Consider the following 24,446-nt stretch of genomic DNA (forward strand, 5'->3'; position numbering starts at 1 on the left):
GTAAGCGGCTCACGCATGCCGTTCGTCCACGCGCGTGCACGTGAGGCATGATGGTGATCCGGACTTGCACTGTCAGATAGCGGGTGTCGGCGGACTGGCTGGCGGCTGCAGCTTGTCGGCCACGTGCCACGGTAGAAGCTCGTCGATGCGATTGATTTTGTGATCTGCGATGTGAGTTAGCACGTGGTCCAGATAGGCGCGCGGATCGATGTCGTTCAGTGCGCAGGTGCCGATTAGCGCGTACATCGCGGCTGCCCGTTCACCACCGCTGTCGGAGCCGGCGAATAAAAAGTTTTTCCGGCCCAGGCTTACACAACGCAACGCGTTTTCCGCGATGTTATTGTCGATCTCGAGCGTACCGTCTTCGCAATATAGCGTCAGGGCGCGCCACTGGTTAAGCGAGTAGTTGATCGCCTTGGCAGTGTCGGACTTCGACGACAACGTTTCGAGCTTGGCCTTGAGCCACGCTTCATAGATTTGAAGCAGTGGCCTGGCTTTCTCCTGCCGTATTCGTAGCCGTTCGGCCGCAGGCTTGCCGCGAATGGAGGCCTCGATGTCGTATAGCGCGCCAATGTATTCAAGTGCCTTTTGCGTCGTGTCGGACGGCGTGCGCACGTGGATGTCGTAGAACTTTCTCCTCGCGTGAGCATGACATGCCGCTTCAAGTACGGAGCCACCCAGGAACAGCTCATCGAAGCCCGCGTAAGCGTCCGCCTGCAGGGTCCCCCTGAAGCCGGCGAGATGAGTCTGAGGGTGGATGCCTTGCCTGTTCGGCGAGTATGCGAACCATACCGCAGCGGGTTGCGTCGACCCCGAGCGACGATCGTCGCGCACATAGACCCATAGCCGACCGGTGCGGGTCTTCCTGTTGCCCGGCGAGAGCACCGGGATTGGCGTGTCGTCCGCATGCAGCTTGGCGGCCGACACCGTATAGCGGCGCAGCGCCTCAATCAGCGGCGCGCACAACGCTTCGCATTGGCCGACCCAGCGACCCATGCTGGCCCGGTCGAGTGTCACGCCGTCGCGCGCCGCGATCGCCGATTGCCGATATAACGGCTGATGGTCTGCGTATTTCGAAACGAGGATGTCCGCCAGCAAGCTTGGATGGGCGATGCTCCGCTCGATCGGAAGGCCGGGCATCGGCGGCTGCCTGATGGTGCTGCAGCATGAGCAAACGAATTTGCGCCGGATCGTGCGAACGACTTTGAACGCCGCTGCGACCCGGGCGAGTTGCTCGGACACGTCCTCGCCGAGCACCTGCATCTGTTGACCGCAGTGCGGGCAACTCGATTCGGGCTCAAGCACATGATCCTCGCGCGAGAGGTGCGCAGGTAGCGCTTGTCTCGAAGCCGCTTCGTCCGTCGTTGCATTGGAGGAGGAAGCGTTTGCGCCTCGAGCTTGCGCACGCTCCACGTCTGCAACGCCCCGGCCGGCGGCCAGATCCTCGAGTTGGGTCTCGAGGGTCTCGATCTGCCGCTGCAACTGTTCGGACTTGCGGCCGAACTGCATGCGCCGAAGTTTGTCGATCTGCGCCTTAAGCTGCTCGATCTCGACATCGCGTTCAGCAAGCAGACTACGGGCCTCGACCAGCAAGGCCTTCAACAATTCGACATCGTCTGGAAGATCGGCGCCGTTCGACATACGCCGTAGTTTACGGGTCTGCCGCGCGGTTTACAACATCGATAACGCGGCGGTGCGACGGGGTTGTCGCCAATCGATGCCCTCGAGAAGCATCGACAGTTGTGCTGAACTCAGATGGACCTTCCCGCCGTCGGCCTGGGGCCAGATAAAACGGCCCCGCTCAAGCCGCTTCGCGAGAAGCCAGATTCCGTCCTCCGTTGCCCAGAGGATTTTTACGAGGTCGCCTCGGCGGCCCCGGAAGATGAAGACGTTGCCGCCCAGTGGATTCTCTTCAAGCGCCGTTTGTACCTTTGCGGCCAGCCCCTGGAACCCACACCGCATGTCGGTCACGCCCGCAGCGATCCAGATGCGCGTACCAACCGGCAGAGAGATCATGATCGCAGACTGCCCAGCACGGTACGCAGCATGTCAGCGTCGACCAGGCCGTCTACCTTAACCACCGCACGGCCGATGCGGATCTCGATCGTACCCCCAGGAGACGCCGGCTTCATCTCTGGCGCTTGCGGAACGCCCGAAGATGACGCAACGACCTGCGTCGGCGCGTCACTCAGCAGTACGACCGGGAGGAGGCTGGTAGACGGAGCTTGCTGCTCGGCAAGATATCGCCGCCGCCAGGTGTACAGCATGTTCGCGTTGATGCCATTCTCGCGGGCCAGTCTCGCGACCGAGACGCCCGGCTCGCACGCTGCCGCCGCCAGCCGGTCCCGAAGCTCTCGTGGGTAATTCGGACGGCCTGCTCGACTACCCGGCTTCTTCTCTGGAGACTCTGACAAAGTGGTGTCCATCAAATCGAAAATGATGGACATCACTTTGCTGTGTATCGCAGTAACCGCCTAGGACGGCCGGGACGAGCCCCTTACAAGTATCGCGACCCAAAGTCCGGTGCGACCTGGAGCGGACGCGGTCCGGCTCCGGCGTGGCTCGCCGGTGCGAAAGACCGCACGAAGTTTTTGATTGATGGCGCCAGTGCGGCGGCCGATGCGAAACTGGCGGTCACGAAGGCTGTTGCGAAGACGGCCTCGACGGCGAAGAGAACTGCTGCCAAGAAGGCCATGACCTCGAAGATGCCGGCTAAGAAGGCACCGACGAAAAAAGCGCCGCACGAGGGCGTAGCCATGTCCACGCCGGTGGTCAAATTCGAGTCTGGCGCCGAGTTGAAGGCCTAACCGTAGTTTCCAGGTGCGCGGTGGACCAGCGATTCTCTGGTTCCACCGGGTACACCAGACCGACGACGTTTTATTGCGCTTGTGCTGCCTGACTTTCCGCGGCTTGCTGTTGAGCGTGCCGCTTCGCAAGGTGTCTGTCGACCAAGCAGCCACCGACCGCATCAACCACTGCGTGGTGCCCCGCGTAATGCCCAGCGACCCCGCCTACCACCGCACCCTTGAGACAGCCTGCGGCGTTTGTCGTGCCCGCCGTTGCAAAGGCCAGCGTCGTTGCAAGCAAGGCGATTCGTATCGGGCTAATCTTCATTCGAAAGTACTCTGAGGTCGGACTTTTCGGATGTGTCGCTTTCCCGCGTCGTTTCAATACCCGCGCCAATCACGATGCTTGCGCCACTCGTGGTCACGCCATTCCTGGGGGCGCCATTCACGGGCTCGTCAGTCGTCACCACCGCCGTACGCGACGGCGACATGTGCCGTTAGCCGTACTGGGACAGATGCCATTTCGGCAGCAAATTTACCTCCCCACTAATGGCATCGCCGTAGTGGCAAAGGAAACACAAATTGCCGCCAACGTCGGATTCTTCCGCAAGTGTGCATTCACTTACATCACATGACTGCGCGCCAAACTGCTGGCAGTGCAGGCACCTATTACACCTTTATCAGTGGTCGGGCGTACAGCGCGTTTGGGCTCGAGCGGGTAGTTTGCAGCGACAGCGGCGACAAACTCGGTGAGGATGCAGATGACAACCATGTACTTGGCGCAAGACGGCAAGCTGGTGCGATTTGACCGCAAGGCATACGGACAGGAGAAGCAGTTGCAGGACCTCCTGTCAGCGTTTCCGGAGTTGCTCGCCGATGGTTTGCCCAGTTCGAACAATAACGACCGAACCAAGTGGCTGCGAGTGAAAGATGAGTTCCCTCTATCGGACGGCAACGGCAGCTCCCTTAGCGTGGACCATCTCTTCATCGACCGGGAAGGCATCCCAACGCTCGTCGAGGACAAACGCTCGGCAAATCCGGAGAACCGGCGCCAGGTTGTAGCCCAGATGCTGGATTACGCTTCCCTTATGGTGAGTTGTAGTGTGCGTGACATCCAAAACCAGTTCCGAGCTGACCGCCCGGTTGAAGCAGATACGCAACTGCTCGAGTTTCTTGGTGAGGAGGATGCCGACAATTTCTGGAAAACAGTCCAGACCAATCTGGAGGCAGGCCGGGTTCGGCTCGTATTTGTTGCCGACGAGATTCCTACGACCTTGCGCCGACTCATCGAATACCTCAATGAGCGGCTAGACGTCGAAGAGGTGGTGGGCATCGAGATACAGCGACTCGAGTGCGGTGAGCGCGAAGCATTTGTTCCGTCCGTTATTGGTCGCACTGCGCGAGCCGAAAGCCGAAAGTCTGCCGAGGCCGGAAAGGGAGCGTTACGTACCGTCGACGATTTCTTCGAACTGGTCCTCAACCGAGAAAAATTCGTGAAGGGAGGTATCAACAAGTCCGAATACAAGACTGCGATGCTCGCCAACCTCCAAAAGTTTCGCGACTGGGGTCAGCAACACGACTTGGAATTTGCTGTCGGCTCATCCTCTGGAGACAACCCTCGCTTGACATTGCGGCGCGCCAGCGGCCAGCCGCTTGTCGGAGTGCATGTCGACGGCGGTGTCTATGTACCGAGCAAGAGGTTGAAGACCGACCCTATCGCACTTGAAGATTTTGGCAAGCGCCTGCAATCGGAACTCGGCATAGCTCTTCCGCGCAATCTCGAGTGCGAACTCTGCAAACTTTTCGAGTTGCAGCCGCAGGCCTTAGACAAATTGCTAGCGCTAATATACGACGTCGCCTGAACGGAGGCCGCCTCGGGCAGCTGCTGCTGCACCGGTCAGCTCGGCCCAGCGATGACGGCTTGCGCCCAGGGGCCGAGCAACGCCAGCGTTCAAATGACGTGGCTTCATAAGCAATGGCCCCCCCGACCTGCTATCGGTTCTGCTAGCCAGGCCCAGAATCCGTGTGCGGAAGGCTGCCGTCGATGTGCGATTCCTGAAAACAGTATTGCAGCCAGAGTGGCAAAAACCGACTGGCTCGGCCGTCCTTCGCAGTCTGGGGATACGAGCACCGAGAAGCGCGGCGCGAAGCAAAGGAGTCGCTCGCAGTGACCGTTTGTCCGGAGCTCCATCGTGGCCGGCATCCTAGAATGGACAACCCGCTCAACCTGAAACTTCCTGCGCGTGCCAAACTACTTACCTGCCTTGTGGCGTCGCATCTGCTGGCCCCGCAACTCACCGGTATCTGCGACGACTAGGGCGGAAGACAGGCCCAGCAATCGCGAGCCATTGGCTATATGTCGGGCAAGGCCACTCTGCTTCCCCTTCGAAATTCGAGCTGGAAGCGACGGAGCCGCCCGAGCACCTCACAAATCAGAAAAAACCATGTCGCGCTGACGGACGCCTTTCTTCCGTTGCTCAAGGGCTTCCCTGAAGTGGTCGGAGACGAGCATTACGTTGCCGCCAAACTTGCTGCAATATGCAACGCATACGTCAAACCAGGCGGAATTCTTTTCCGAGTTATTGTGCAGCATTTGCGTCGCCTCTTCTAAAAGGTTCTTATGCTGTGTCCGCGCTTGCTCAAGTTCGGCCTGTAGCTGGGCGATTACTTCATCCCTTTGTTTGATGGCAGCCATTGCGGCCACACCGACCCCGACCAGTTCACCGAGGTCCTGGGTGCGTTGGGCGGCATTGATTCGCTTTTCGCTAGCAATCTCGTCCTCGAGAATATTGCGCTGCCAGTACGGCATTTCGTCCGTCATTTTTATCGTCCTTTTCTGATAACTGAAAGTGAGGTATAGCCAATACTACCGGCAAAAGCTCGAGCAGAACCTCAAGAACGGCGAAGTCGCTACTCTGGCTCAAAAAATCGAAAATCGGACAACTTGCGGAGCGATTGCCAAAACGCATCTGGGTATTCAAAACCCCTAACGGGATGAAAGGGTCTATTCAGTTGATTGGCTCGTTGCTCATCATCGATGAGCAACGAGTTGCGATAGATACTGAATCATTTGCTATGCCCCGTTCTCCTCTGAATCTGTGATTTACACGGACTCCAGTACCCCGGAGCTCATCCAGGAAGTCTCTGGCTTCTTCCTGTATCGATTCCACTCGGCGTTCGGTGCCAGCTTCAATGGCGATGCAGGCTATGGATTCGAATGTAGTTCACCGTCATCAAGGACCAGTTTGAACTTCAACGATTGCTGACCAAGACGTTGCGTCGCGAGATACTTCCTGGGAAGTTCAGAAGCGATAGCCTTGGACTCGAGCCCCCGGATTATTTACTATTCGTCAGCCAGGCCATGTTCGACGCCTCGTCTACGACCCGATAGATGAGGTAAGTTTCAAGGTCCGGAAACAGCGATTCAGCCAAGTAGGTGCGCTTCTCTTTGGAGGGGCGGCCCTCGGTGAATTTAGGATGCTCGCAGAGTACCTTGGCGTGCTCACGAACAAGCGCCTTCATTTTCTTGTCTTCTTCGTCTTCCTTGCACTCCCGCGCGACGTAGACCTGCGATTTGAGTTCCTCGGCCTGCTTCGCCAGTTCGGTGTACCACTCGGCATCGGCGTAAAGGGTGTGCAGCACGCCATCCACGATGAAGCTGGCCATCAGGCTACCAATCTCACCAACATGGCCCATCTTGTGAATGAACTGCTTGACTTTGGTATCGCGCATCAACGCCTTGTCATCTTCATCGTCTTCGTCAATGTCCCACCAACTCTCGAGGTCTTCCTGGGGGTCAAATGTCACTGCAAGTAGATACATTGCGGTTGGCTTACTGTGCGCCAACAAGTTCACGAACGCCTGGAAATCCAAGCTGACGCTATATGCCGCCGCTGCGGCAATCTTCACTACAGTTGGTACTACTAACGTGTTACCCTTCTCTGCGGCTGTCACGATTTGCGCACGTTGTTCATCCAATGTTACTTGCGACATTGCGAGGTCCCTTGGTTCGTTGGCCGATGATAGTTCGTTGATTACAGGTGCACGACATTGATAGCATCGCCCAATGTGTCGCGAGCGAGTGCTTCCATGTGATGGTGGTGGGTCAGGAAAATCACTTGGGTCTGTTTGGCAAGGGACGCCATTGCCCGCAGGCCCGCAGCCGACCGCGCGTCGTCATAATTGACGAACAGGTCGTCTGCAATGAACGGCAGCTTGGATGCCTGTTCCAGGCGAATTTCCAAAGCGGCCAAGCGTAGCGCCAAGAATAGCTGGTCGCGGGTGCCGTCGCTCATGCCCGAGATACCAACATGCTTGCCGTCAGGCCGACGCCCCTCCAGCACCATGGGTTGCTTGTCGAAGTCCACGACCAAGCGCTCAAAGGAACCCTGAGTCAGTTCCGCAAATATTGCGCTGGCCTTGACCAGCATTGGGCCTTGCTTATCCTGACGATAGCGGTCAATGGACCAGCGCAACAATCGGGCAGCAGTGAACACCTTCACGTAGCGCTCGGCCGCATCGGCCATCTTCGACAGGGCCTCTTGCCGCTGGCCCTCTGCCTGCGCCGCCGCATCCGAGCCGCCAATGGCCGTTACTGTGGACTCTGCGGTCGCCAGTTCAGCGGATAGCGTTCCCTGACGCTCGACGACAGTCATGAGGTCGCCGGACAGCGCGGCAATATCCGTGGCAATCTCCGGCAAGTTGGCCGCTGCAATCTCAGCCTCGATGTCTTGTCTCGACTGGCCATCTCCGCCCGTCGTCAGGTCGCGCCTTAGTCGGGCGTTTTCCTCCAGCAATCGACGCTTTTCATCGGATTGGGCGATGCATTCAGCCAAGGCCTCGCGAGTAGAAACTCCCGCCCGCGCCTTCAAAGGCTCAATGACGGCTTCTGCCTCTTGCTTGGTCTTCTCCAACTCCGCGACCTGCTGCTCCGCCCCCCTCAGCGCACCAGTTAGCCGCTCTCGTTCATCTCGAGCTTGATTGGCCAGTTGCACCTTGATGGCAAGTTGTTGCACCGCCTCCGCAGGCTCTTGGCCGTTTAGGGGCGCGGCAATAGCGCCGCACAATGCTTCAACATCCTCGGCAAACAAGGCGAGGTCTGCCATCATCGTATCGATGCGTTCCGCCTGAATCTGGCAAACCTTGCGTGCCTTTTCCTCGATTTCGCCAATCAATTCCAAGGCACCTTCTACAGTCCCGGTATCGTAGGCAGCGTCCAGTCCAGCACTCGACAGCGTGGAAGCCCAATCGTCAGCCCACGAGGCCGTCTCCTTTCTGGCCTCGACCAAGTCATCTTGGAGCGCCACGTAGACTTGGCGGGCCGTGACCAATTGACCATTCAGCGCGTCTCGACGCCCTTTGACGCCATCCGCTTCAGAAATAAGATGCTCGGCTTGAATGCACAGCGCGCTCAAGTTCTCAGCGTTCACCGGAGCAACCCCGTTCTCCTCAAGGACGGTGCGCAGCTCCTGAGTCGCGTCCGTCAGGGCATTCAACGCGGACCGAGAGTCCTTCTGAGCTTCAAGAAGCGAGTGGCCGCGCTCAAGCGCGACGTCCTTCTTGCGAATCCAGTCTAAAGCATCATCGAGCGGCAGACCGTCGAGGCCCGCTGCCGCAGTTAGCGCACTCCATTCGGAAGAGAAAGTGTCCAGCTGTCCTTTGGCTGCTTCTAGCTGGTACTCAAGGCGGGTTTGGATATGTTGCTGTCTTTCGAGCTCATTTTTGTGCGATTGAAGTTCGGTCACATCTTCGACGTTACTCAAATGCGTGTCTGCTAGCACATCCGCATCTTGCATCGCCGATTCGAACTGTTCGGCATCAGTCTCAAAATCGTCTGTCCGCTGTTTGACGGATGCCCATTTCTCATCGCGCTCAGCCCGCGCCTGCTCCACCATTGCATAGGTGGTCGGATGCCTCAGTTCCGTGAATTGATTGACCCGAAGCTCGGCTTCCCCGACAGCAGAAATCTGTTCCGACAGGTCCTTGGACAGGGATTCGACCTGTGCATCGAAGTTCTGCCGTTCCCGCAGTCGGCGTGCGAGAGCCTCGCCGGAGGGGAACTGGAGCTTTGACAGACCCTCGATGCCCATACGCCAAACGCCTAGGGCTCGCATGGCCGTCTCAAGCCCGGCATCGGCTCTTTCGACCAGGACACGTTGTTTTTCCTGAACCTGTGCGGGGTCGCCGAGGGATTGCGCCTTGCGCAATGCCGCCCGTAGACCAGCCGTTACCTTGACCTCGGACAAACTGCCCAACTGGACTTCAAGTGACTCAATATCGGCTTTTTTTGTTCGCTCAGAGGAGTCCGCCGCCTTGAGGGATTGTTCAATCCCGCTGGCTTTCCTCGCAAGGTCTCCGAGCTTGCGACGAATCAACAACGACGGCAGCATGAGCAGCAAGTCTTCTTCGGAATCGTAGGCCCATTTCAATTGGAGGCACGCGCGGCGAACCTCCCCCTGAAGCGCCTGAATTTCGCTTTTTCGTCGTTCGATGTCCCGCGCGTACGGTTCATACCGGCCGCGTCGCGTCTCAAGTGCGGCAATACGCTGCTCGGCGCTCAACAGGGATTCATCCACGGAAATCGCCGACAGCGATTCCCTGGCGGCAGCCACCTCGCCCTTGCGAATCTTCAACACGGCTTCCGCGCGAGCGATGTCGCGTTCTGCCTGGCTCAATGCTTGAGCTGCGTCTTCCGGCAGGTCGGTCGCTTCTTTCAGGAGTTCCAAGGCAGCATCGTTTTGACCGAGCGCGTCAATCAGTGGCGCCAGTCGACGCACACGCTCGAGCCGCGCTCGACGCATGTCGAGTTCGCGCCAATTGGTCCGCGCTGCCTCCAGAGATTCTCGTAACGTCTCGACAGCGCTGTTTGCGTCGGCCCAGACCTTCGTGCGAACCGAAGCTTTCTTGAGAGCACTATTTGCCAGGTCAAGCTGGTCAGCAGCGGCATAGTAAGCGCGCTCAGCCGATTTTCGGGGCGCCCAAAGCTTGTCGGCTTCTGCGGCCAGCTGGTCTCGCACTGTTCCGAGGCTCGCCACCCCTGCAGCTGACTGGAACAGGATTCGGCCGATGTCACTCTCAGCATTCAGGATGCCATTGCCGCCTTCAACAAGGCGGAAGTGGTCAAGCCCGAACATGCGGTCAAAAAAATCGCGGTCAATACCCCCCAAAAATGGCTCTAGTGCCAAATCGGGCAGCGCGCCGTTTGCTTGGGTTCTGAGTGTCTGCCGTTGAGCCTTGATTCGGACGAAGTCCAGTGACGTCTCGCCATTACTGACGGACGCGCCCAGTTTGAGCTCATTCAATGGATGCAAAAACCCATGCGGTGAGCGCACTGGAATGCCAAAGAGTAGGTCCAGAATCGCCGCTCTCAGAGTCGATTTGCCGGCCTCGTTCGGACCGACGACAAGATGAAAATCAGTTGTCGAGCCGGGGAACTCAAGAGACCGGTCAGAGAATTTGCCGAACTTGAGCAGGTCGAGTCGTTGGAAGCGCATAGCCGTTACTCCGTCTTCTCAAGATGGGCCAGCAGACCTGCACGCGCCTCATTGACCAGTGCGCTCAGATTCCCGGCTCTGATTTCGGGAAAATAAGCAATCATCTGTTGCAGCTCAGGCGGCGCCTTGGTCACTAGGCCGAGCAGTTCCTCCTGAAGTGCTTTCAAGAAATCTTCGTCGTCTTCGGCAGTCGCCAGCAATTCACTAAGGTCAGACAGTGCATCGTGTCGCGCCCTAATGGTCTCCCCGTCATCTTTCATGGCGGTCCGAACCCGCACTTTTTCAATCCACAACCGTTCGGATGCCAGCGCTGCAGCGACCCCCAGCACTTCCTGGCGGAGTTGAGCCTCTTCCCCGAACAGGTCTCCGTGCGCTGCCGATTCGCCAACCAACGTCACCCTCATGGCATAGGTCAGGCTGCCGCTGGCGTCATCCAGAAATTGGGTCAGCTCGCGTTCGACAGTTCGGACGGCCGCGACCAGCGATTCGCATGCGGAGACATCCACGACCAAGTCGTGCCACCGTAAAACGTCAACATACATGCGTTCAAGCGTTCGCTGGCCTGTGCTATCCACGCTCACCAGAACAGCACCCTTGGCCCCCGTTTCCCGAATATGCCGACCCTGGAGATTGCCAGGAAACACGATAGTCGAAGGTCCCTCCCAGACCCGATACTCGTGCACATGACCTAGGGCCCAGTAGTCGTAGCCCTTGGCATGCAACTCATCCAAACTGCAGGGAGCATAGGGGGCGTGCGCCGCATTGCCTTCAAGTGCCGTATGCAGCACCCCAATGTTGAACATGCCGGGTTCGGGCGCCGGATAGGTCGTGACCAGGTTTTCATACGTCGCCGCGTCTTTGAAGCTTCGACCGTGCAATGCCACCTTGAGATGCTCGATGCGGAAGGTTGAGCATTTCCTGGTCCCAAATCTGTAGACGTTGTCCGGTAGCTGCAGTTGCTTGGTCATCTCGCTTTCGGCGTCGTGATTGCCGTAGAGGAGATACACCGGAATATTCGCTTTTTTCAGGCGTCCCATTTCCTTGGAAAAGTAGATGCCTGTGTTGTGGTCTTTCCACGGCCCGTCGTATAAGTCCCCTGCAATAATCATAAAGTCGACTTGTAGCTCAATGGCCTCACCGACCAGATTGGTAAACGCGGCGCGCGTTGCCCCTCTCAGCAGGTCTGCTGGGGCGTCCTGATAAGAGCTCAGCCCGACGAGGGGACTGTCGAGGTGTATGTCTGCCGCATGGATGAATCTCAAGATTTTCTCCGTTTAGGCTTTCTCGATAATCGGATTCAACTTATTTGGCGCGGGAAGAAAACCGACCCATCGTCGGCTAGACGGCCATGCAATCCATCAACCCCATGCACCGGCATCTCGGAAGGCGTCTTGAGAGCCATCTTCGCGCCGAGTTGCGCCGCGCCGAGGTATCTCACCGCGACAACGTACGCAATGAGCTCGCTAACTTCGCCGTAGCGCCCGGGGTGCTCCTCGTTGAACTTAACTAGGAGCCGTTTGGCCTCGCGGCGAAGTCGTAACACCGCTGACATATCGCCGCCCGTCGCTGAGTTGCTACTCTGGGCGAGGGCGTCTTTCCGTTTGCGAAGGGGTGTGGCGTAGTTGACGAGCGGGTCAATCAGTAACTCCGCAAGCGCATTGACTTGCGGAATGTGCTCCCGCATCCGAAGGAAAAGGAGCCGTGGTTGGTCAAGCGGCGGCGTCGCCGTCACCTCCTTCAGGACGTTGTCGAGGCCCTGAATCGGGTCCAGCAATGCGCCAAAGCCCCTACTAGCCTTCGTCATGTGCGTTGCCCCGAGTCGCTGACGCGACCTTCGGGCGTTCTAGTCAGCACTACACTCTCTCCGCCAATCAGCGTAGGGCGACGGCCCCGGCGCCAGATATGTAAGTGTTATTTTAATAGTTTGTTATATAAAAGAATCAACAGCCGAACGGACTATCCGTCGTCAGGACGCACACTATCGATTGCTGTCCAGGTTGGCTTCGTCCGTTGAGTTCCGAGGTTGAAGCGCCGCAGCAGTCATATATTCGCACGTGGCAGCGCCTATCGATTAGATTTAACCTCTCGCTGCACGGATGTCGTTGCGTCTTCCAACAACCAACAGCCTCCACGATTCGAGCTTCTCGATGTCCTCACTAAGTTCATCAGGTTGCGGAATAGGTAGCCTGCCAACCCGGACGGCGGCATCGTGCTCGAACTTCGAGCTTTTGGTCATCCCTGCTTCTATCGCGCGGTAGTCGTCGTCCGAGACGGTGACTTCTTTCAACTTCTGTGTCGAGACACCCTCGCCGAAGCGTTGAATCGCTCCATTGAAAAGGACCTCTTCCACGCATCGCTCCCAGGCAAGGCGTAAATCACCGTACGCACGCGCCGTGAGAGCGCGATGCCCGTCTTCGTCTCCAGTTGCATATGCCTTGCGAATCTCCACAAGCATCTGCCGGAGCTTGCCAACGCGATTTTTTGTCCCAAGCACGTCGAAGGGAAGTCCCTCGGAATGCGCGCCGAACCCATCGCCGGTACGGCGAATGTAGTTCGCCTGGAGCGTGGCTTCGAGCTCATCGGCCTTCTGCTCAAGAATGCACAGGAAATAGATGTCGTGCGTGAACACGATGACCTGCCGCTTGAGTGATTCTTCGACCAGGCGCTCCGCAACTTCCCAACGTCGGCGGTGGTCAAGTGACGAGACCGGGTCGTCGAAGACAATGCCGCCGCGCCCGCCACTGAGCTTGATTTCTGCGAGGAACGACGCGATAGCGATGGCACGCTGCTCGCCTTCACTGAGAATTGAAGCCGGCGTCGCGTTTCCCGGCAATTGGAGCGTGAGCTTGAATTGCGTTCGGCCGCCGGGCGATTCAGGCTTCATGACGACCTGCAGCTCATGACACTTCAACCTCCTGAGCTCATCGTTCAGCGCATCAGCCAATTCCTTACTTGCAAGCGTCCGGGACAGGTCAGTGGACTTTCGGGAAATCCCACGCGTGTCCGTGCCATCGATACATTTTTGCAACTTCGCGCAATACTCGTATTTCGAAATTGCCTCGAGCACGGCATCCTTCACCTCGCGAAGCTTGTACCTTGCGTCGAGTTCCGCTCGCTCGACGACCAGCTTTGCGCGAGCGGCCTCGTCGGCCGATGCTTCGAGGGTCTTTGCCTGAGTTTCCAGCGCGTCGGCAACCTCTCCGAGTCGGACAGCAGCGTCGTTCTGCGCTGCGGACACGCTTTCCCACTGCAGATTCCCCCCTGAGGCTAACAACACTTCGGATTGCCGGGTCTTCAAATTGGCTTCGGATTGCTCACAGAGCGGCAACAACTGTGCGTCCAGCGAGTTCAGCTCTTCTTTCAACGCCGCATCAATGGGGAATTCGAGCTTTGCGGTCTTTATCGCGTTGTACGCGTCCTTCGCCAAGTTTCGCGCGTCCTTCGCAGCTTGCTCAACCTTGTCCTTGATAAACGCATCGAAGCGGCCAAGCCTGCTTACACCTCCTGCGCCCAGCTCGTTCTGGCAGAGAGGACACTTCGCATCGTTCGGAAGCGCAAAAATCTCGTGGCCAGCGTGGGAGATGGCTGCGAAGTCACGAGCCGCTTCGAACAGCGTCTTCCACTCCTCGCCACCAGTGCCAGGCAGCTGACCCGGTTCACTTTGGAACGCTTCCGCGGCGGTGTCAGCGACTTTCTTCGCGGCGTTCGATTTGCCGATAAGCTCCTGGAGATTCTGGAGCTTTTCGACGGAGACAATCCCGAAGTTCGTCTCAATCTGCGTCTGCAGCCCCTTTACGCGGAGCACCTTGTTTCGAATCTCTCGGGCTTTCGTTTTCGGGTCCGCTTCGGAAAGCGTCTTCGCCAATACTTCTCGGCGTTCAACGTCATCGTCCGACAACTCGGCCAGCATCGCTATCTCTTCTCTGGTGGTCTTCTTGGAGATGCCGCTGAGCCCGCGACCAACGGCAGTGGTCTGATTGATTAGCGCAGAGTACGCGGCATCGCTCGGCGACGAGTCTCCCTTTTCTTTTGTCGCGCGGGTCTTCAGCCTCGTACAGAGGCTCACCAGCCCTTCGAGAATATCGAGCCCGTATGGCACGTAGGCAAAATCACCCTGGTTGTCGATATATGCCCGCGCGCAGTGGGTGTCGAAGATTGAGATGTCAGCCAACGGCACGGGCGGTTCCGCGCGATGCTTCCACAAAAAGTCGACCGCCGTGCCATCGACGATAGTCTCAAACACCGCTTGTGCAGTGCCGACATCCTTCGGGTCGAGGCGCGCGTTAGGGAGGATGGGTTCCCTTCGGTCCCGCGCGCGGCACGCCTGTTTGAAGATTCTGGAATAGCCAGATTTCCCGGCTCCATTTTCGCCGTAGATGACGGTCAGGCCAGTCGGCGAAATCGGGAGTCGGCCGCCTTGAACCAAGGCGTTGACATGCTGCAATTCCTTGACGGCGACAATCTGGACGAGTCGGGTGGGATTGGTCTGAGGGGCGACCTCGGCGCTCTCCAATTTCTTGGCCACTCGGCCATTCTCGTCAGGGATGCCGGCTTCAGCTTTGGCGAGCGCATAGATGTCCTCGATGTCCTCTGGCGACAGCTCGCGATTTACATACAGTCGGGCAATAGCGTCTTGCTGCCAAGCCGAAAGAGTCTTCGACCACTGGTAGATTTCTTGGATAATTGTCACTGGTCAAGACCCCTCGGAATTTATCGCGGCCGAAGTAGTTGCTTTGGTCGGTGCTTTGTTTGAAATGGGCGCCGTGATTTCGATGTTATACGTATGCTTACAAAGACGTATACCGGAAAAGCAATGATTTTTTGGCGAATGTTCTTGCAAACGTTTTTGACAAGACGACGAGACGCCGGGAGGCTATCGTCGGCAACGCCGGACAGTCGCCGATGCCCGGCTCGTGTTCGGGCATACTTTCCCAAGATTGGACTCGAGAAGAGCGGCGGCCTGCAGTTCAGGCGGAAAAGTGACGCCGGCATGATTACCCAGCACGCAGGGACCATATGCAACGTATGAAGACGCCGAATATTCGAACCTTCGACATGAAACTCGTCGATGACCTGTTCGAAATGAATGGCGGATATGTGCTCGATTTCTCCGACCGAACCATGGGTATCTTCTTCCTGGAAGAGTTCAATGTAGACATCGACGACCCCGCCTACCTTGATAACGGTACCTCCAAAGCAAAGCGCTTGAGGTGCTTTCTGAACAAGGTCGACTTGGTTACAGCCATTACGACGCTCAAAGCTCTGTGGAAATATCGCGAAGGCGTTCGGAAGTCGCAGGGTCGGGACGATTGGGTCATCAATGCTGAAGGACAGTTCCTTTCCCTGATTAACCGTCTCGAAGGCAAACCCGAGGGTACTGGTGCGAATCCGCCGCCCAAGCCGGCGCTCGATGGCCGCCGGATTCTGGCACTCAAGACCAAGCTTCTTGAGCTGTCAGCACTGCCTCCGCATCCGCGCGGCTACGCGTTTGAAGCATGGCTCAAAGAGGCGTTCGACTGCTTCGGCCTTGAAGCGCGGGAGCCGTTTCGCCATCGCGGCGAGCAGATAGACGGCAGCCTGGTGCTGCAAGGCGAAACCTATCTCGTCGAGGCGAAGTGGCAGTCCGCGCTTACTGGTGTGGCCGATTTACACGCTTTCCACGGGAAGCTGGAGCAGAAAGCCGCATGGGCCCGCGGCCTGTTTGTGAGCAACAGTGGGTTCACTCCGGACGGGTTAGCTGCCTTCGGTCGTGCGAAGCGCGTCATCTGTATGGATGGACTCGACCTGTTCGACGCCCTCGACAGACAGATTCCATTGAACCATGTGCTCGAACGGAAGGTTCGACGTGCCGCAGAATCTGGGCTTCCCTTCGAACGCGTTCGAGACCTTTTCGCCTGAGCGCAACCTGGAACGAGCTGCGCCGGCCGCGCGTTTATAGCCGCCTACCTGAGTGGAGTCATCGAATCGAAATCATCGTTGCGACGTATGTGCCCTCTGGCGAACCTTCGTCGGCAGGCTTACCGAGCAAGGCTATATTCAGAAGGAGCGGGTTCTCCATTGGCTCCCGCATCCAAGCACAGCGAACGCCGAGCGCTTCGCGTATTTCCTTGGCGGGAGGGTTCGGGCCAACCTACCCGTCAAAACCAGCGCCAACAATCTCGACGCGGCGCGCGACAACCTTTTGAATGCGGTTGCGGCGCTGACTTGAGAGCGCTCGCACATCGGGGACGCTTTCGTTGTGTGGGCGGCTGCCAAGCGGAGGGTTGCGCGGCGGGAGAGTATCTTTGGAGACGCGCGAAGCTGGCTGAAGCGGCGATGCTGGGGAGAGAGGCAGAACCGGCGGGAGGAGCTAGTGCGGCTGGGGAAGACCCGGCGCCGAAGCCCGGGGGCCAACGGAGGGGAAGGTTTCCCTGCCTTTGAGGCGTTTTCGAGGTGCCGCGCCCCAGTTCTATTAGTTCCCCTTAAGCCCCGTCCCGCCTTAGTTTGCGGGCGGTCCGAAGGCTTTAAGGAAAACTTTTGCAGTGAGCTTTAAGTAAAACTATTAGAACTTGCCACTAGTGCCACCAACCCCTCAACCTCACTCCACCGTCACCGACTTCGCCAGGTTCCGCGGCTTATCGACATCCGTCCCACGCGCACAAGCCGTGTGATACGCCAGCAGTTGCAGCGGCACCACGTGCAGAATCGGCGACAGCAAGCCGTAGTGCTCCGGCATCCGGATCACGTGCAGACCTTCATCGTTCACGATCCGGGTATCCGCGTCCGCGAACACGTAAAGCTCGCCGCCCCGCGCGCGCACTTCCTGAATATTCGACTTCAGCTTCTCCAGCAGCGCGTCATTCGGCGCCACCGTCACCACCGGCATCGCTTCGGTCACGAGCGCCAGCGGCCCGTGCTTCAACTCGCCGGCCGGATACGCTTCCGCATGGATATAGGAAATCTCCTTGAGCTTCAGCGCACCCTCGAGCGCGATCGGATAATGCAGCCCGCGCCCGAGGAATAACGCGTGCTCCTTGCGCGAAAACTCTTCCGACCACGCGATGATCTGCGGCTCCAGCGCCAGCACGCTATTCAACGCCGCCGGCAAGTGGCGCAACTGCTTCAGATACTCGGTTTCCTGCTCCGGGCTCAGTTGCCCACGCAGCTTCCCAAGTGTCGCGGCGAGCACGAAGAGCGCAACCAGTTGCGTCGTGAATGCCTTCGTCGACGCCACGCCGATCTCGCGACCCGCATGCGTCAGGAACGACAAGGCCGTCTGGCGTACCATCGCGCTCGTGCCGACGTTGCACACCGACAGCGTATGTTTATGCCCCAGCGACTGCGCATGCTTGAGTGCCGCCAGCGTGTCCGCCGTTTCGCCGGACTGCGAGATCACCACCACCAGCGACTTCGGATTCGGCACCGACTCCCGATAGCGATACTCGCTGGCAATTTCTACCTGGGTTGGGATCTTCGCGACCGACTCGAGCCAGTACTTCGCGGTCAGCCCCGAGTAGTAGCTCGTGCCGCACGCCAGAATCAGCAGATTATCGATGTCCGCGAACACCTTGTCGGCACCCTCGCCGAAGAGCGACGCGTCGAACGAATCGGCTTGCGGAATCGTGTCGGTAATCGCCCGCGGTTGCTCGAAAATTTCCTTCTGCATGAAGTGACGATACGGGCCGAGTTCGACCGCGCCGCCATACGCCGCGACCTGGCGCACTTCGCGCGGCGTTTCGTAGCCGTCACGATCGGCGATCCGCACACCCTCGAGCGACAGTTCGCAGACGTCGCCTTCCTCAAGGAAGATAAAGCGCTCGGTGCTGCCGGCAAGCGCCAACGCATCCGAAGCGAGGAAGTTTTCACCGTTGCCGAGCCCCACCACCAGCGGCGAACCTTGCCGCGCGCCGACCACGGTATGCGGCTGATCCTTGTGCAGCACCGCGATCGCGTAGGCGCCGTGCAGTTGGCCGACGGCTTCACGCACCGCCGCGAACAGGTCGCCGCGATACAGGCTGTGAATCAGGTGAGCGATAACCTCTGTGTCGGTCTGCGAGACAAACGTGTAACCGTTGCCACGCAGCATTTCCCGCAATGACTCGTAGTTTTCGATGATGCCGTTGTGTACCAACGCGAGCGTATCTTTCGAGAAAATCGGGTGGGCGTTGTCGGTCACCGGCGCGCCGTGCGTCGCCCAGCGCGTATGCGCGATACCCGTGATGCCCTCGAGGTGGTTTTCATGCACCTGCTCGTCCAGATCGGCCACGCGCGCGACGCTGCGCGCACGCTGCGGCCCGCCGTCGGCAAGAACGGCCACGCCGCAGGAATCGTAGCCGCGATACTCGAGGCGACGTAATCCTTCGATCAGAACGGGAACGATATTACGTTGCGCAACCGCACCAACAATCCCACACATGGCTTATTCCTTTTCAGTGAAGGGTTTCAGGGAGCGCGCTCCGCGCGCGCGTCACGCCCGTCAACTTTTCTTCTTGACCGGGCGTGCATAGCCCGGCTTGCTTGTTTGCGTCTTGTCGTTCAGCACCAGCATGCCTTCTTCGACATCTTTCCAGACCGTTGTGCCCGCCGCGATCGTCACGCCGCGCTTCACGCGCACGGGCGCCACGAGTTGCGTATCGGAGCCGACGAACACGTCGTCTTCGATGATCGTGCGGAATTTGTTCGCGCCGTCGTAGTTGCAGGTGATGGTACCCGCGCCGATATTCACGCGCGCGCCGATGTCCGCATCGCCGATATAGGTCAGATGGTTCGCTTTCGAGCCATGACCGAGCACCGCGTTCTTCACTTCGACGAAGTTGCCGACGTGCGATTCGTCCTGCAGCGACGCGCCCGGGCGCAGCCGCGCATAGGGGCCGAGCACGACGTTCGCGCCGACCTCGGCGCCTTCGATATGCGTGAACGCGTCGATACGCGTCCCGGCGCCAATCGTCGCGTTGCGGATCACGCAGTTCGGCCCGACGCTCACGTTGTCGGCCAGCGTGACGCGGCCTTCGAACACGCAGTTCACGTCGATCGAAACATCGCGGCCGCATTCGAGCGTGCCGCGCACGTCGAGACGGGCCGGGTCGGCCAGCGTCACGCCCGCGACCAGCAGCGTGTCGGCGACATTGCCCTGATAAATCCGTTCGAGTTCGGCAAGCTGCTGCTTGCTATTCACGCCTAGCGTTTCCCACTCTTCGTCAGGCTGGGTCGTGACGACTTCGAGACCCGCCTCGATCGCCATTTCGACCGCGTCGGTCAGGTAGAACTCACCTTGCGCGTTATCGTTCTTCAGCGCCGCGAGCCAGCCGCCAAGGCGCTCGGTCGGCGCGACGATGATGCCGGTGTTGATCTCGGCGATCTTGAGCTGCTCGGGCGTTGCGTCTTTCTGTTCAACGATGCGCGACACCTTGCCGTGCGGATCGCGCACGATGCGGCCGTAGCCACTGGGGTCCTCGAGCGTGACGGTGAGCACGCCGTAGCCGCCACGCCCCGCGCGATCGGTCAGCGCCTGCAGCGTGCCGGCGCGCGTGAGCGGCACGTCGCCGTACAGCACCAGCGTGGGTTCGGACGGATCGAGCAGGGGCAGCGCCTGTTGCACCGCGTGGCCCGTGCCGAGCTGCTGCTCCTGGGCGGCGAACTGGACGTCCGGCGCCGCTACCGCTTGACGTACGGCTTCGGCGCCATGACCGACCACCACGACCAGACGCGTGGGCTTGAGCGCACGGGCAGTGTCGATGACATGAGCGAGGAGCGGCCGGCCGGCCAGGGGATGGAGCACCTTGGGAAGCGCGGACCGCATGCGCTTACCGGTGCCTGCCGCCAAAATCACGATGTTCATGGCGTCGGCAATCAGACGAGTTTGGAGCCGACGATTCTATCATGCAGGCCATGACGACAAAGGCCGCTCACGCGGCCTTATTACCCTGCTGAATCACCCGGAAACCGTTGATTTCCGGGCACTTCACGGCTTGCTCACATATCGTCGAACTGCACGATCGAGATCGGCTTCGATCCGTTGAAGGTTGCGCCCTCGCCGGTATCGGTCGAACACGGCTCTTCGTCGAAGGCGATATCGCCTTGCGGATCGGCCTCGCCGCTTGCGCGCAGGCCGGCGAACGGGAACAGCTTGTGATCCATCAGGTGCGACGGCACGATGTTCGACAACGCATTGAACATATTCTCGATACGGCCCGGGAAACGCTTCTCCCAGTCGCGGATCAGCGCCTTCATTTCCGCGCGCTTCAGGTTCGGCTGGCTGCCGCACAAATTGCACGGAATGATCGGAAATTCGCGCAACTCCGCGTACTTTTCCAGATCGGTTTCCTTCACATAAGCGAGCGGACGAATCACGATGTTCTTGCCGTCGTCCGATTGCAGCTTGGGCGGCATGCCCTTCAGCTTGCCGCCGTAGAACATGTTCAGCAGCAGCGTTTGCAGGATGTCGTCACGATGATGACCGAGCGCGATCTTGGTCGCGCCGAGTTCGCCCGCCACGCGATACAGAATGCCGCGACGCAACCGCGAGCACAGCGAGCAGGTGGTCTTGCCCTCCGGCACCAGCCGCTTGACGATGCTGTAGGTATCCTGGTTCTCGATGTGAAACGGAATGTCGAGCTGCTTCAGATACTCAGGCAGCACGTGCTCCGGAAACCCCGGCTGTTTCTGGTCGAGATTGACCGCCACGATCTCGAAGTTGATCGGCGCGCGTTCGCGCAGCCGCATCAGGATTTCGAGCATCGCGTAACTGTCCTTGCCGCCCGACAGACAGACCATCACCTTGTCGCCGTCCTCGATCATGTTGAAGTCGACGATTGCCTCGCCAACCTGGCGCGCGAGCCGCTTGAACAGTTTGTTGTTCTCGTAGGCTTCTTTCTGCTCGCGGCGCGTGAGCGGCGTCTTACCCGCGGGGGCGTGCGCGGCCTCGCCGGCAGCAGGGGCCGCGGTGCCATTCAGGATTTCCTGGGCGTCCATGCTCAATCCTCTTTGATGCGGAAGACTTCGACGCCCACCGCGTCGCAATCTGGGTAAACGTCCGGCTTTTCGGTCGACACGCACACGGCGCGTACCTGCGGATGATCGAGCAGCGCCGCGACGAGGTCGTCGCAGAGCGTTTCCTGCAGGTGAATATGACCTTGTTCGACACGGCGCGCGATGGTCGAGCGCATGAAGTCGTAATCGACGACTTCGTGCAATTTGTCCTGAACCGGCGTGGACAGCGCGAGCGGCACGAACAGTTCGACGTTGATCACGACGCGCTGTTCGCCGCGCTTTTCGAAATCATGCACACCGATGTTGATGTGCACTTCGTAGTTGCGCAGAAAGAGCCGGCGGCAATCGGCGAGCCGGGGATGCGAAAGAGCGGCAAACATGTTCGTTCCAGTCGAAAAAAGCGTGCGGGGCACGCAAAGGGACGCTGCAACACGCGAACGGCCGTCAGCCTGAGCGGCCGGCCCGCACGCGCACTATTCAGGCGCCCGTCAAAAACATTACGTCGCGCGGCAGGGGCACCAGGTGCTGCCCGCCGTCGACTACCAGCGTCGTTCCGGTGACGCCCGCTGCATCGGCGAGATACAGCGCGGCGGCGACAATATCCTCCGGCCGCGACGCGCGGCCCAAAGGCGTAGTACGGTGAGCGGCTTCAAAATCTGCCGGCGTCTGGTCGCCGGACTGCATTGTCAGACCGGGGGCAAGCCCGACCACCCGCACTTTCGGCGCCAACGCCTGCGCGAGCGCAACCGTCGCTGTCTGCAACGCTGCTTTTGACAGCGTGTAGGACAGGTAGTCCGGATTCATGTTGTACAGCTTCTGGTCCAGCACATTGATGACCACGCCGCGCTGGCTTTCATCGGCGCGCGCGATTTCCGGCGTGGCCTCGAACAGCATGCGCGCCAGCACGAGCGGCGCGCCGAGATTCATCGCAGTGAGCTTCAGCAGCAGGTCGTAACCGACGTCAAGCGCAGTATCTTCCTCAAAGCGGGACGCGTTGTTCACAATACACGACGGACGGCCCAGCGCGGCCGTGCAGGCGGGCAAAAGCTGCCCGACCTGGGCCTCGTCGCCCAATTCCGCGTGCAAAGCCACCGCCCGGCGGCCCAGGGCGACGATTTCCGCGACCACCTGGTCGGCCTCCTCCCGCGATGCGCCGTAGTGGACTGCCACGTCCCAGCCACGCGCGGCAAAGCCGAGCGCGAGCGCGCGCCCGATGCGGCGGGCGGCGCCGGTAATCAGCACGATGCGCGGCGTTTCAGGCGCGCGGGCGGCGGTGTCCAGAGAAGCGGTCATTTACAATGCGGGAATGAATCCGAAAGCTCACCAACCCGATAGTTTACCTGCTCCCGGCCCGAGCGCGCTTGCGCAGTCCGAAGCGTTGGTCGCGCAGCTCCGCGCGGAACTCGCCGCGGCCGGCGGCTGGCTGCCGTTCGACCGCTACATGGAGCGCGCGCTTTACGCCCCGGGACTCGGCTATTACAGCGGTGGCGCCCGCAAATTCGGCTTGCGCGGCGACGACGGCAGCGACTTCGTGACGGCGCCGGAAATGTCGCCGCTCTTTGCGACAACGCTGGCGCGCCCGATCGCCGAGGCCTTGCAGGCCAGCGGCACGCGCGAAGTGATGGAATTTGGCGCCGGCACGGGCAAACTCGCCGCCGGCTTGCTGAGCGCGCTCGACGCGCTGGGCGTCGAATTCGACAGCTATTCGATCGTGGATTTGTCAGGTGAATTGCGTGAACGCCAACGCGAGACGATCGAAGCCGCGGCACCGGCGCTGGCCGGCAAAGTACGCTGGCTGGACGCATTGCCGGCCAGTTTCGAAGGCGTGGTAATCGGCAACGAGGTGTTGGACGCGATGCCGGTGCGGCTTTTCGCCTTCACCGGCGGCGCCTGGCACGAACGCGGCGTGGTGTGGCGCGATGAGGTTTTTGCGTTCGACGACCGTCCGCTGTCGGCGCCGGAGGACATTGCGTTTCTGGCGCAGATCGAAACTTCCGGCGACGACTACGTTACCGAAACACACGAGGCCGCCGTTGCATTCACGCGGACCATTTGCACGATGCTCGCGCGTGGCGCGGCGTTTTTTATCGACTACGGTTTTCCGCGTCACGAGTACTACCACGAGCAGCGCGCGCAGGGCACGTTGATGTGCCATTACCGGCACCGTGCGCATGGCGACCCGTTTGTGTATCCGGGCTTGCAGGACATTACGGCGCACGTGGAGTTTACCGGCATCGCTGAAGCCGGAGTCGATGCTGGCGCGGACTTACTGGGCTTCACTTCTCAAGCCCGGTTTTTGTTGAATGCGGGGATTACCGAGGCGTTATCGGCGCTCGATCCAGCGGACACGGCGAAGTTTTTGCCTGCGGCGAATGCGGTGCAAAAGTTGTTGTCCGAGGCGGAGATGGGTGAGCTGTTCAAGGTGATCGCGTTTTCGCGTGGACTGGATGACACGTTGCAGGCGTTTTCCGGCGGCGACCGGTCACATACCCTGTGATTTTTTGCCTTAGGGATTTGCGATGATCCGCTGGCTGTTGACTACATTTATTGCGGTGGCGGTGTTGTCGGCCTGCTGGCCGTGGCTCAGGAAGATTGGGATTGGGCGCATGCCTGGGGATGTTACGTTGCGGCTCTTTGGGCGGGAGTATCCGTTTCCGTTTATGTCGACGCTTGTGGTTTCTATGGTTTTGTCGCTGATCGCGAGGGTTTTGTAGTGGGGTTTTTTGCCTGCTCGGCGCTTTGTTGGTTGTGTGTTTTTGGTGTTGGTCTTTTCTTGATCTGTTTGTTTGCTCCGCGTGTTTTGTCTGTGCTTTTGTGGTTTTGGTCTTTCCTTGTTCTGGCTTCTTTGGCCTTTCCTTGTTTTGTTAGTGGTCTATTAGTGTTGCCCCTGTGCGGGGCGGCACTTACTTTCTTTGCCGCCGCAAAGAAAGATAAGCAAAGAAAGCGGCTCACACCGCCAGCTCATAAGTGGGTCCCCCGCGCAGCCACGGTAGTGGTGCATCTGGAATCGGTGCCCCCGCACATTCGGCCCTGGTGACAAGGCAGTCATACTTCCGGCGGCGCTGCGCGCGCCGAAGCCCATTCCAGAAAAACAATCAGTTATGCGAAGCACACCTTGGTTTCCCATGCAAACCTGTCCGCGACGCACGTAGTGCGGAGTGGGAGCGGATGAGTCCTTTGTCACTCGCGCGGAGTGTGC

The 24,446-nt window shown here is 59.3% G+C and carries 20 protein-coding genes and 1 pseudogene; 6 read left to right on the forward strand and 15 right to left on the reverse strand.

The annotated features are described in order from the left end of the window. Positions 1–72 precede the first annotated feature (72 nt). From tnpC to tnpA, 3 genes are read right to left on the reverse strand one after another with little or no spacing between them, the layout of a single operon-like run. Complete coding sequence (gene tnpC, locus BCY88_RS33440) at positions 73–1,641, reverse strand: IS66 family transposase (RefSeq protein ID WP_120343769.1); 1,569 nt, start codon at positions 1,639–1,641, stop codon at positions 73–75. A 30-nt stretch (positions 1,642–1,671) separates the two neighbouring features. Then, positions 1,672–2,016, reverse strand: coding sequence for an IS66 family insertion sequence element accessory protein TnpB (gene tnpB / locus BCY88_RS33445; protein WP_120343768.1), 345 nt, complete (start codon positions 2,014–2,016; stop codon positions 1,672–1,674). Beyond that, the gene (gene tnpA / locus BCY88_RS33450; RefSeq protein WP_183081312.1) at positions 2,013–2,447 is read right to left on the reverse strand and encodes an IS66-like element accessory protein TnpA; all 435 of its coding nucleotides are present in this window, start codon (positions 2,445–2,447) and stop codon (positions 2,013–2,015) included. Before tnpA ends, tnpB begins: the two co-directional genes overlap by 4 nt. A gap of 9 nt (positions 2,448–2,456) precedes the next feature. On the opposite strand from tnpA, the pseudogene BCY88_RS40830 reads away from it, so the two are divergent. Beyond that, positions 2,457–2,552 (forward strand): annotated as a pseudogene (locus BCY88_RS40830) (H-NS histone family protein); the annotation flags it as partial. A gap of 39 nt (positions 2,553–2,591) precedes the next feature. Further along, entirely contained in the window at positions 2,592–2,807 is a 216-nt protein-coding gene (locus tag BCY88_RS33455) for a hypothetical protein (RefSeq protein WP_404935756.1), read from the forward strand. A 70-nt stretch (positions 2,808–2,877) separates the two neighbouring features. Here the strand turns inward: BCY88_RS33455 and BCY88_RS40580 are convergent, their stop codons facing one another. Then, positions 2,878–3,114: a hypothetical protein gene (locus BCY88_RS40580; protein WP_120348397.1), complete on the reverse strand. Its 237-nt coding sequence runs from the start codon at positions 3,112–3,114 to the stop codon at positions 2,878–2,880. Between the two features lie 433 nt (positions 3,115–3,547). Between BCY88_RS40580 and BCY88_RS33465 the strand changes: the two genes are divergently transcribed. After that, the gene (locus BCY88_RS33465; protein WP_147408592.1) at positions 3,548–4,648 is read left to right on the forward strand and encodes a hypothetical protein; all 1,101 of its coding nucleotides are present in this window, start codon (positions 3,548–3,550) and stop codon (positions 4,646–4,648) included. A gap of 563 nt (positions 4,649–5,211) precedes the next feature. Here the strand turns inward: BCY88_RS33465 and BCY88_RS33470 are convergent. The 6 genes from BCY88_RS33470 to BCY88_RS33500 all read right to left on the reverse strand — a co-directional run bounded on the left by BCY88_RS33470 (position 5,212) and on the right by BCY88_RS33500 (position 14,969). Next, the gene (locus BCY88_RS33470) at positions 5,212–5,607 is read right to left on the reverse strand and encodes a hypothetical protein (RefSeq protein WP_120348399.1); all 396 of its coding nucleotides are present in this window, start codon (positions 5,605–5,607) and stop codon (positions 5,212–5,214) included. 515 nt (positions 5,608–6,122) lie between these two features. Continuing rightward, positions 6,123–6,779 carry a hypothetical protein gene (locus BCY88_RS33480; RefSeq protein ID WP_120348400.1) on the reverse strand — a complete coding sequence of 219 codons (657 nt, stop codon included), beginning with the start codon at positions 6,777–6,779 and terminating at the stop codon, positions 6,123–6,125. Between the two features lie 41 nt (positions 6,780–6,820). After that, a complete protein-coding gene (locus tag BCY88_RS33485) occupies positions 6,821–10,279 on the reverse strand; it encodes a YhaN family protein (protein ID WP_120348401.1) in 3,459 nt (1,152 codons plus the stop codon). A gap of 5 nt (positions 10,280–10,284) precedes the next feature. Further along, positions 10,285–11,541 (reverse strand): metallophosphoesterase family protein, encoded by a 1,257-nt coding sequence (locus tag BCY88_RS33490; protein WP_120348402.1) that lies wholly within the window; start codon positions 11,539–11,541, stop codon positions 10,285–10,287. A gap of 35 nt (positions 11,542–11,576) precedes the next feature. Beyond that, on the reverse strand, positions 11,577–12,083 hold the full coding sequence (locus BCY88_RS33495; protein ID WP_120348403.1) for a Hachiman antiphage defense system protein HamA: 507 nt from the start codon (positions 12,081–12,083) through the stop codon (positions 11,577–11,579). 273 nt (positions 12,084–12,356) lie between these two features. Then, positions 12,357–14,969, reverse strand: coding sequence for an AAA family ATPase (locus BCY88_RS33500; RefSeq protein WP_120348404.1), 2,613 nt, complete (start codon positions 14,967–14,969; stop codon positions 12,357–12,359). Positions 14,970–15,295: 326 nt separating this feature from the next. Here BCY88_RS33500 and BCY88_RS33505 point away from each other — a divergent pair, with 326 nt between their 5' ends. After that, the gene (locus BCY88_RS33505) at positions 15,296–16,177 is read left to right on the forward strand and encodes a restriction endonuclease (RefSeq protein WP_259461599.1); all 882 of its coding nucleotides are present in this window, start codon (positions 15,296–15,298) and stop codon (positions 16,175–16,177) included. 679 nt (positions 16,178–16,856) lie between these two features. On the opposite strand, the gene glmS is transcribed toward BCY88_RS33505, so the two are convergent. From glmS to BCY88_RS33530, 5 genes are all read right to left on the reverse strand, one after another. Beyond that, positions 16,857–18,674, reverse strand: a complete 1,818-nt coding sequence (gene glmS, locus BCY88_RS33510) for a glutamine--fructose-6-phosphate transaminase (isomerizing) (protein ID WP_120348405.1) — start codon at positions 18,672–18,674, stop codon at positions 16,857–16,859. Positions 18,675–18,734: 60 nt separating this feature from the next. Further along, entirely contained in the window at positions 18,735–20,096 is a 1,362-nt protein-coding gene (glmU, locus tag BCY88_RS33515; RefSeq protein ID WP_120348406.1) for a bifunctional UDP-N-acetylglucosamine diphosphorylase/glucosamine-1-phosphate N-acetyltransferase GlmU, read from the reverse strand. A gap of 134 nt (positions 20,097–20,230) precedes the next feature. After that, positions 20,231–21,229 (reverse strand): tRNA 2-thiocytidine(32) synthetase TtcA, encoded by a 999-nt coding sequence (gene ttcA, locus BCY88_RS33520; protein ID WP_120348407.1) that lies wholly within the window; start codon positions 21,227–21,229, stop codon positions 20,231–20,233. Between the two features lie 2 nt (positions 21,230–21,231). Then, on the reverse strand, positions 21,232–21,627 hold the full coding sequence (locus BCY88_RS33525) for a dihydroneopterin aldolase (RefSeq protein ID WP_120348408.1): 396 nt from the start codon (positions 21,625–21,627) through the stop codon (positions 21,232–21,234). 97 nt (positions 21,628–21,724) lie between these two features. Then, positions 21,725–22,540, reverse strand: a complete 816-nt coding sequence (locus BCY88_RS33530) for an SDR family oxidoreductase (protein WP_120348409.1) — start codon at positions 22,538–22,540, stop codon at positions 21,725–21,727. 13 nt (positions 22,541–22,553) lie between these two features. Between BCY88_RS33530 and BCY88_RS33535 the strand changes: the two genes are divergently transcribed. Next, on the forward strand, positions 22,554–23,744 hold the full coding sequence (locus tag BCY88_RS33535) for a class I SAM-dependent methyltransferase (RefSeq protein ID WP_120348410.1): 1,191 nt from the start codon (positions 22,554–22,556) through the stop codon (positions 23,742–23,744). A gap of 22 nt (positions 23,745–23,766) precedes the next feature. Continuing rightward, positions 23,767–23,961, forward strand: coding sequence for a DUF2905 domain-containing protein (locus BCY88_RS33540; protein WP_120348411.1), 195 nt, complete (start codon positions 23,767–23,769; stop codon positions 23,959–23,961). Positions 23,962–24,446 lie beyond the last annotated feature (485 nt).

The sequence above is a fragment of the Paraburkholderia fungorum genome (assembly GCF_003610895.1).
In the GTDB taxonomy this organism is placed as follows: Bacteria; Pseudomonadota; Gammaproteobacteria; order Burkholderiales; family Burkholderiaceae; genus Paraburkholderia; species Paraburkholderia fungorum_B.

Coding starts and splice junctions, on each gene's coding strand:
- tnpC (WP_120343769.1), bottom strand. CDS start 1,641: ATGTCGAACGGCGCCGATCTTCCAGACGATGTCGAATTGTTGAAGGCC.
- tnpB (WP_120343768.1), bottom strand. CDS start 2,016: ATGATCTCTCTGCCGGTTGGTACGCGCATCTGGATCGCTGCGGGCGTG.
- tnpA (WP_183081312.1), bottom strand. CDS start 2,447: ATGTCCATCATTTTCGATTTGATGGACACCACTTTGTCAGAGTCTCCA.
- BCY88_RS40580 (WP_120348397.1), bottom strand. CDS start 3,114: ATGAAGATTAGCCCGATACGAATCGCCTTGCTTGCAACGACGCTGGCC.
- BCY88_RS33465 (WP_147408592.1), top strand. CDS start 3,548: ATGACAACCATGTACTTGGCGCAAGACGGCAAGCTGGTGCGATTTGAC.
- BCY88_RS33470 (WP_120348399.1), bottom strand. CDS start 5,607: ATGACGGACGAAATGCCGTACTGGCAGCGCAATATTCTCGAGGACGAG.
- BCY88_RS33480 (WP_120348400.1), bottom strand. CDS start 6,779: ATGTCGCAAGTAACATTGGATGAACAACGTGCGCAAATCGTGACAGCC.
- BCY88_RS33485 (WP_120348401.1), bottom strand. CDS start 10,279: ATGCGCTTCCAACGACTCGACCTGCTCAAGTTCGGCAAATTCTCTGAC.
- BCY88_RS33495 (WP_120348403.1), bottom strand. CDS start 12,083: ATGACGAAGGCTAGTAGGGGCTTTGGCGCATTGCTGGACCCGATTCAG.
- BCY88_RS33505 (WP_259461599.1), top strand. CDS start 15,296: ATGCAACGTATGAAGACGCCGAATATTCGAACCTTCGACATGAAACTC.
- glmS (WP_120348405.1), bottom strand. CDS start 18,674: ATGTGTGGGATTGTTGGTGCGGTTGCGCAACGTAATATCGTTCCCGTT.
- glmU (WP_120348406.1), bottom strand. CDS start 20,096: ATGAACATCGTGATTTTGGCGGCAGGCACCGGTAAGCGCATGCGGTCC.
- ttcA (WP_120348407.1), bottom strand. CDS start 21,229: ATGGACGCCCAGGAAATCCTGAATGGCACCGCGGCCCCTGCTGCCGGC.
- BCY88_RS33525 (WP_120348408.1), bottom strand. CDS start 21,627: ATGTTTGCCGCTCTTTCGCATCCCCGGCTCGCCGATTGCCGCCGGCTC.
- BCY88_RS33530 (WP_120348409.1), bottom strand. CDS start 22,540: ATGACCGCTTCTCTGGACACCGCCGCCCGCGCGCCTGAAACGCCGCGC.
- BCY88_RS33535 (WP_120348410.1), top strand. CDS start 22,554: ATGAATCCGAAAGCTCACCAACCCGATAGTTTACCTGCTCCCGGCCCG.
- BCY88_RS33540 (WP_120348411.1), top strand. CDS start 23,767: ATGATCCGCTGGCTGTTGACTACATTTATTGCGGTGGCGGTGTTGTCG.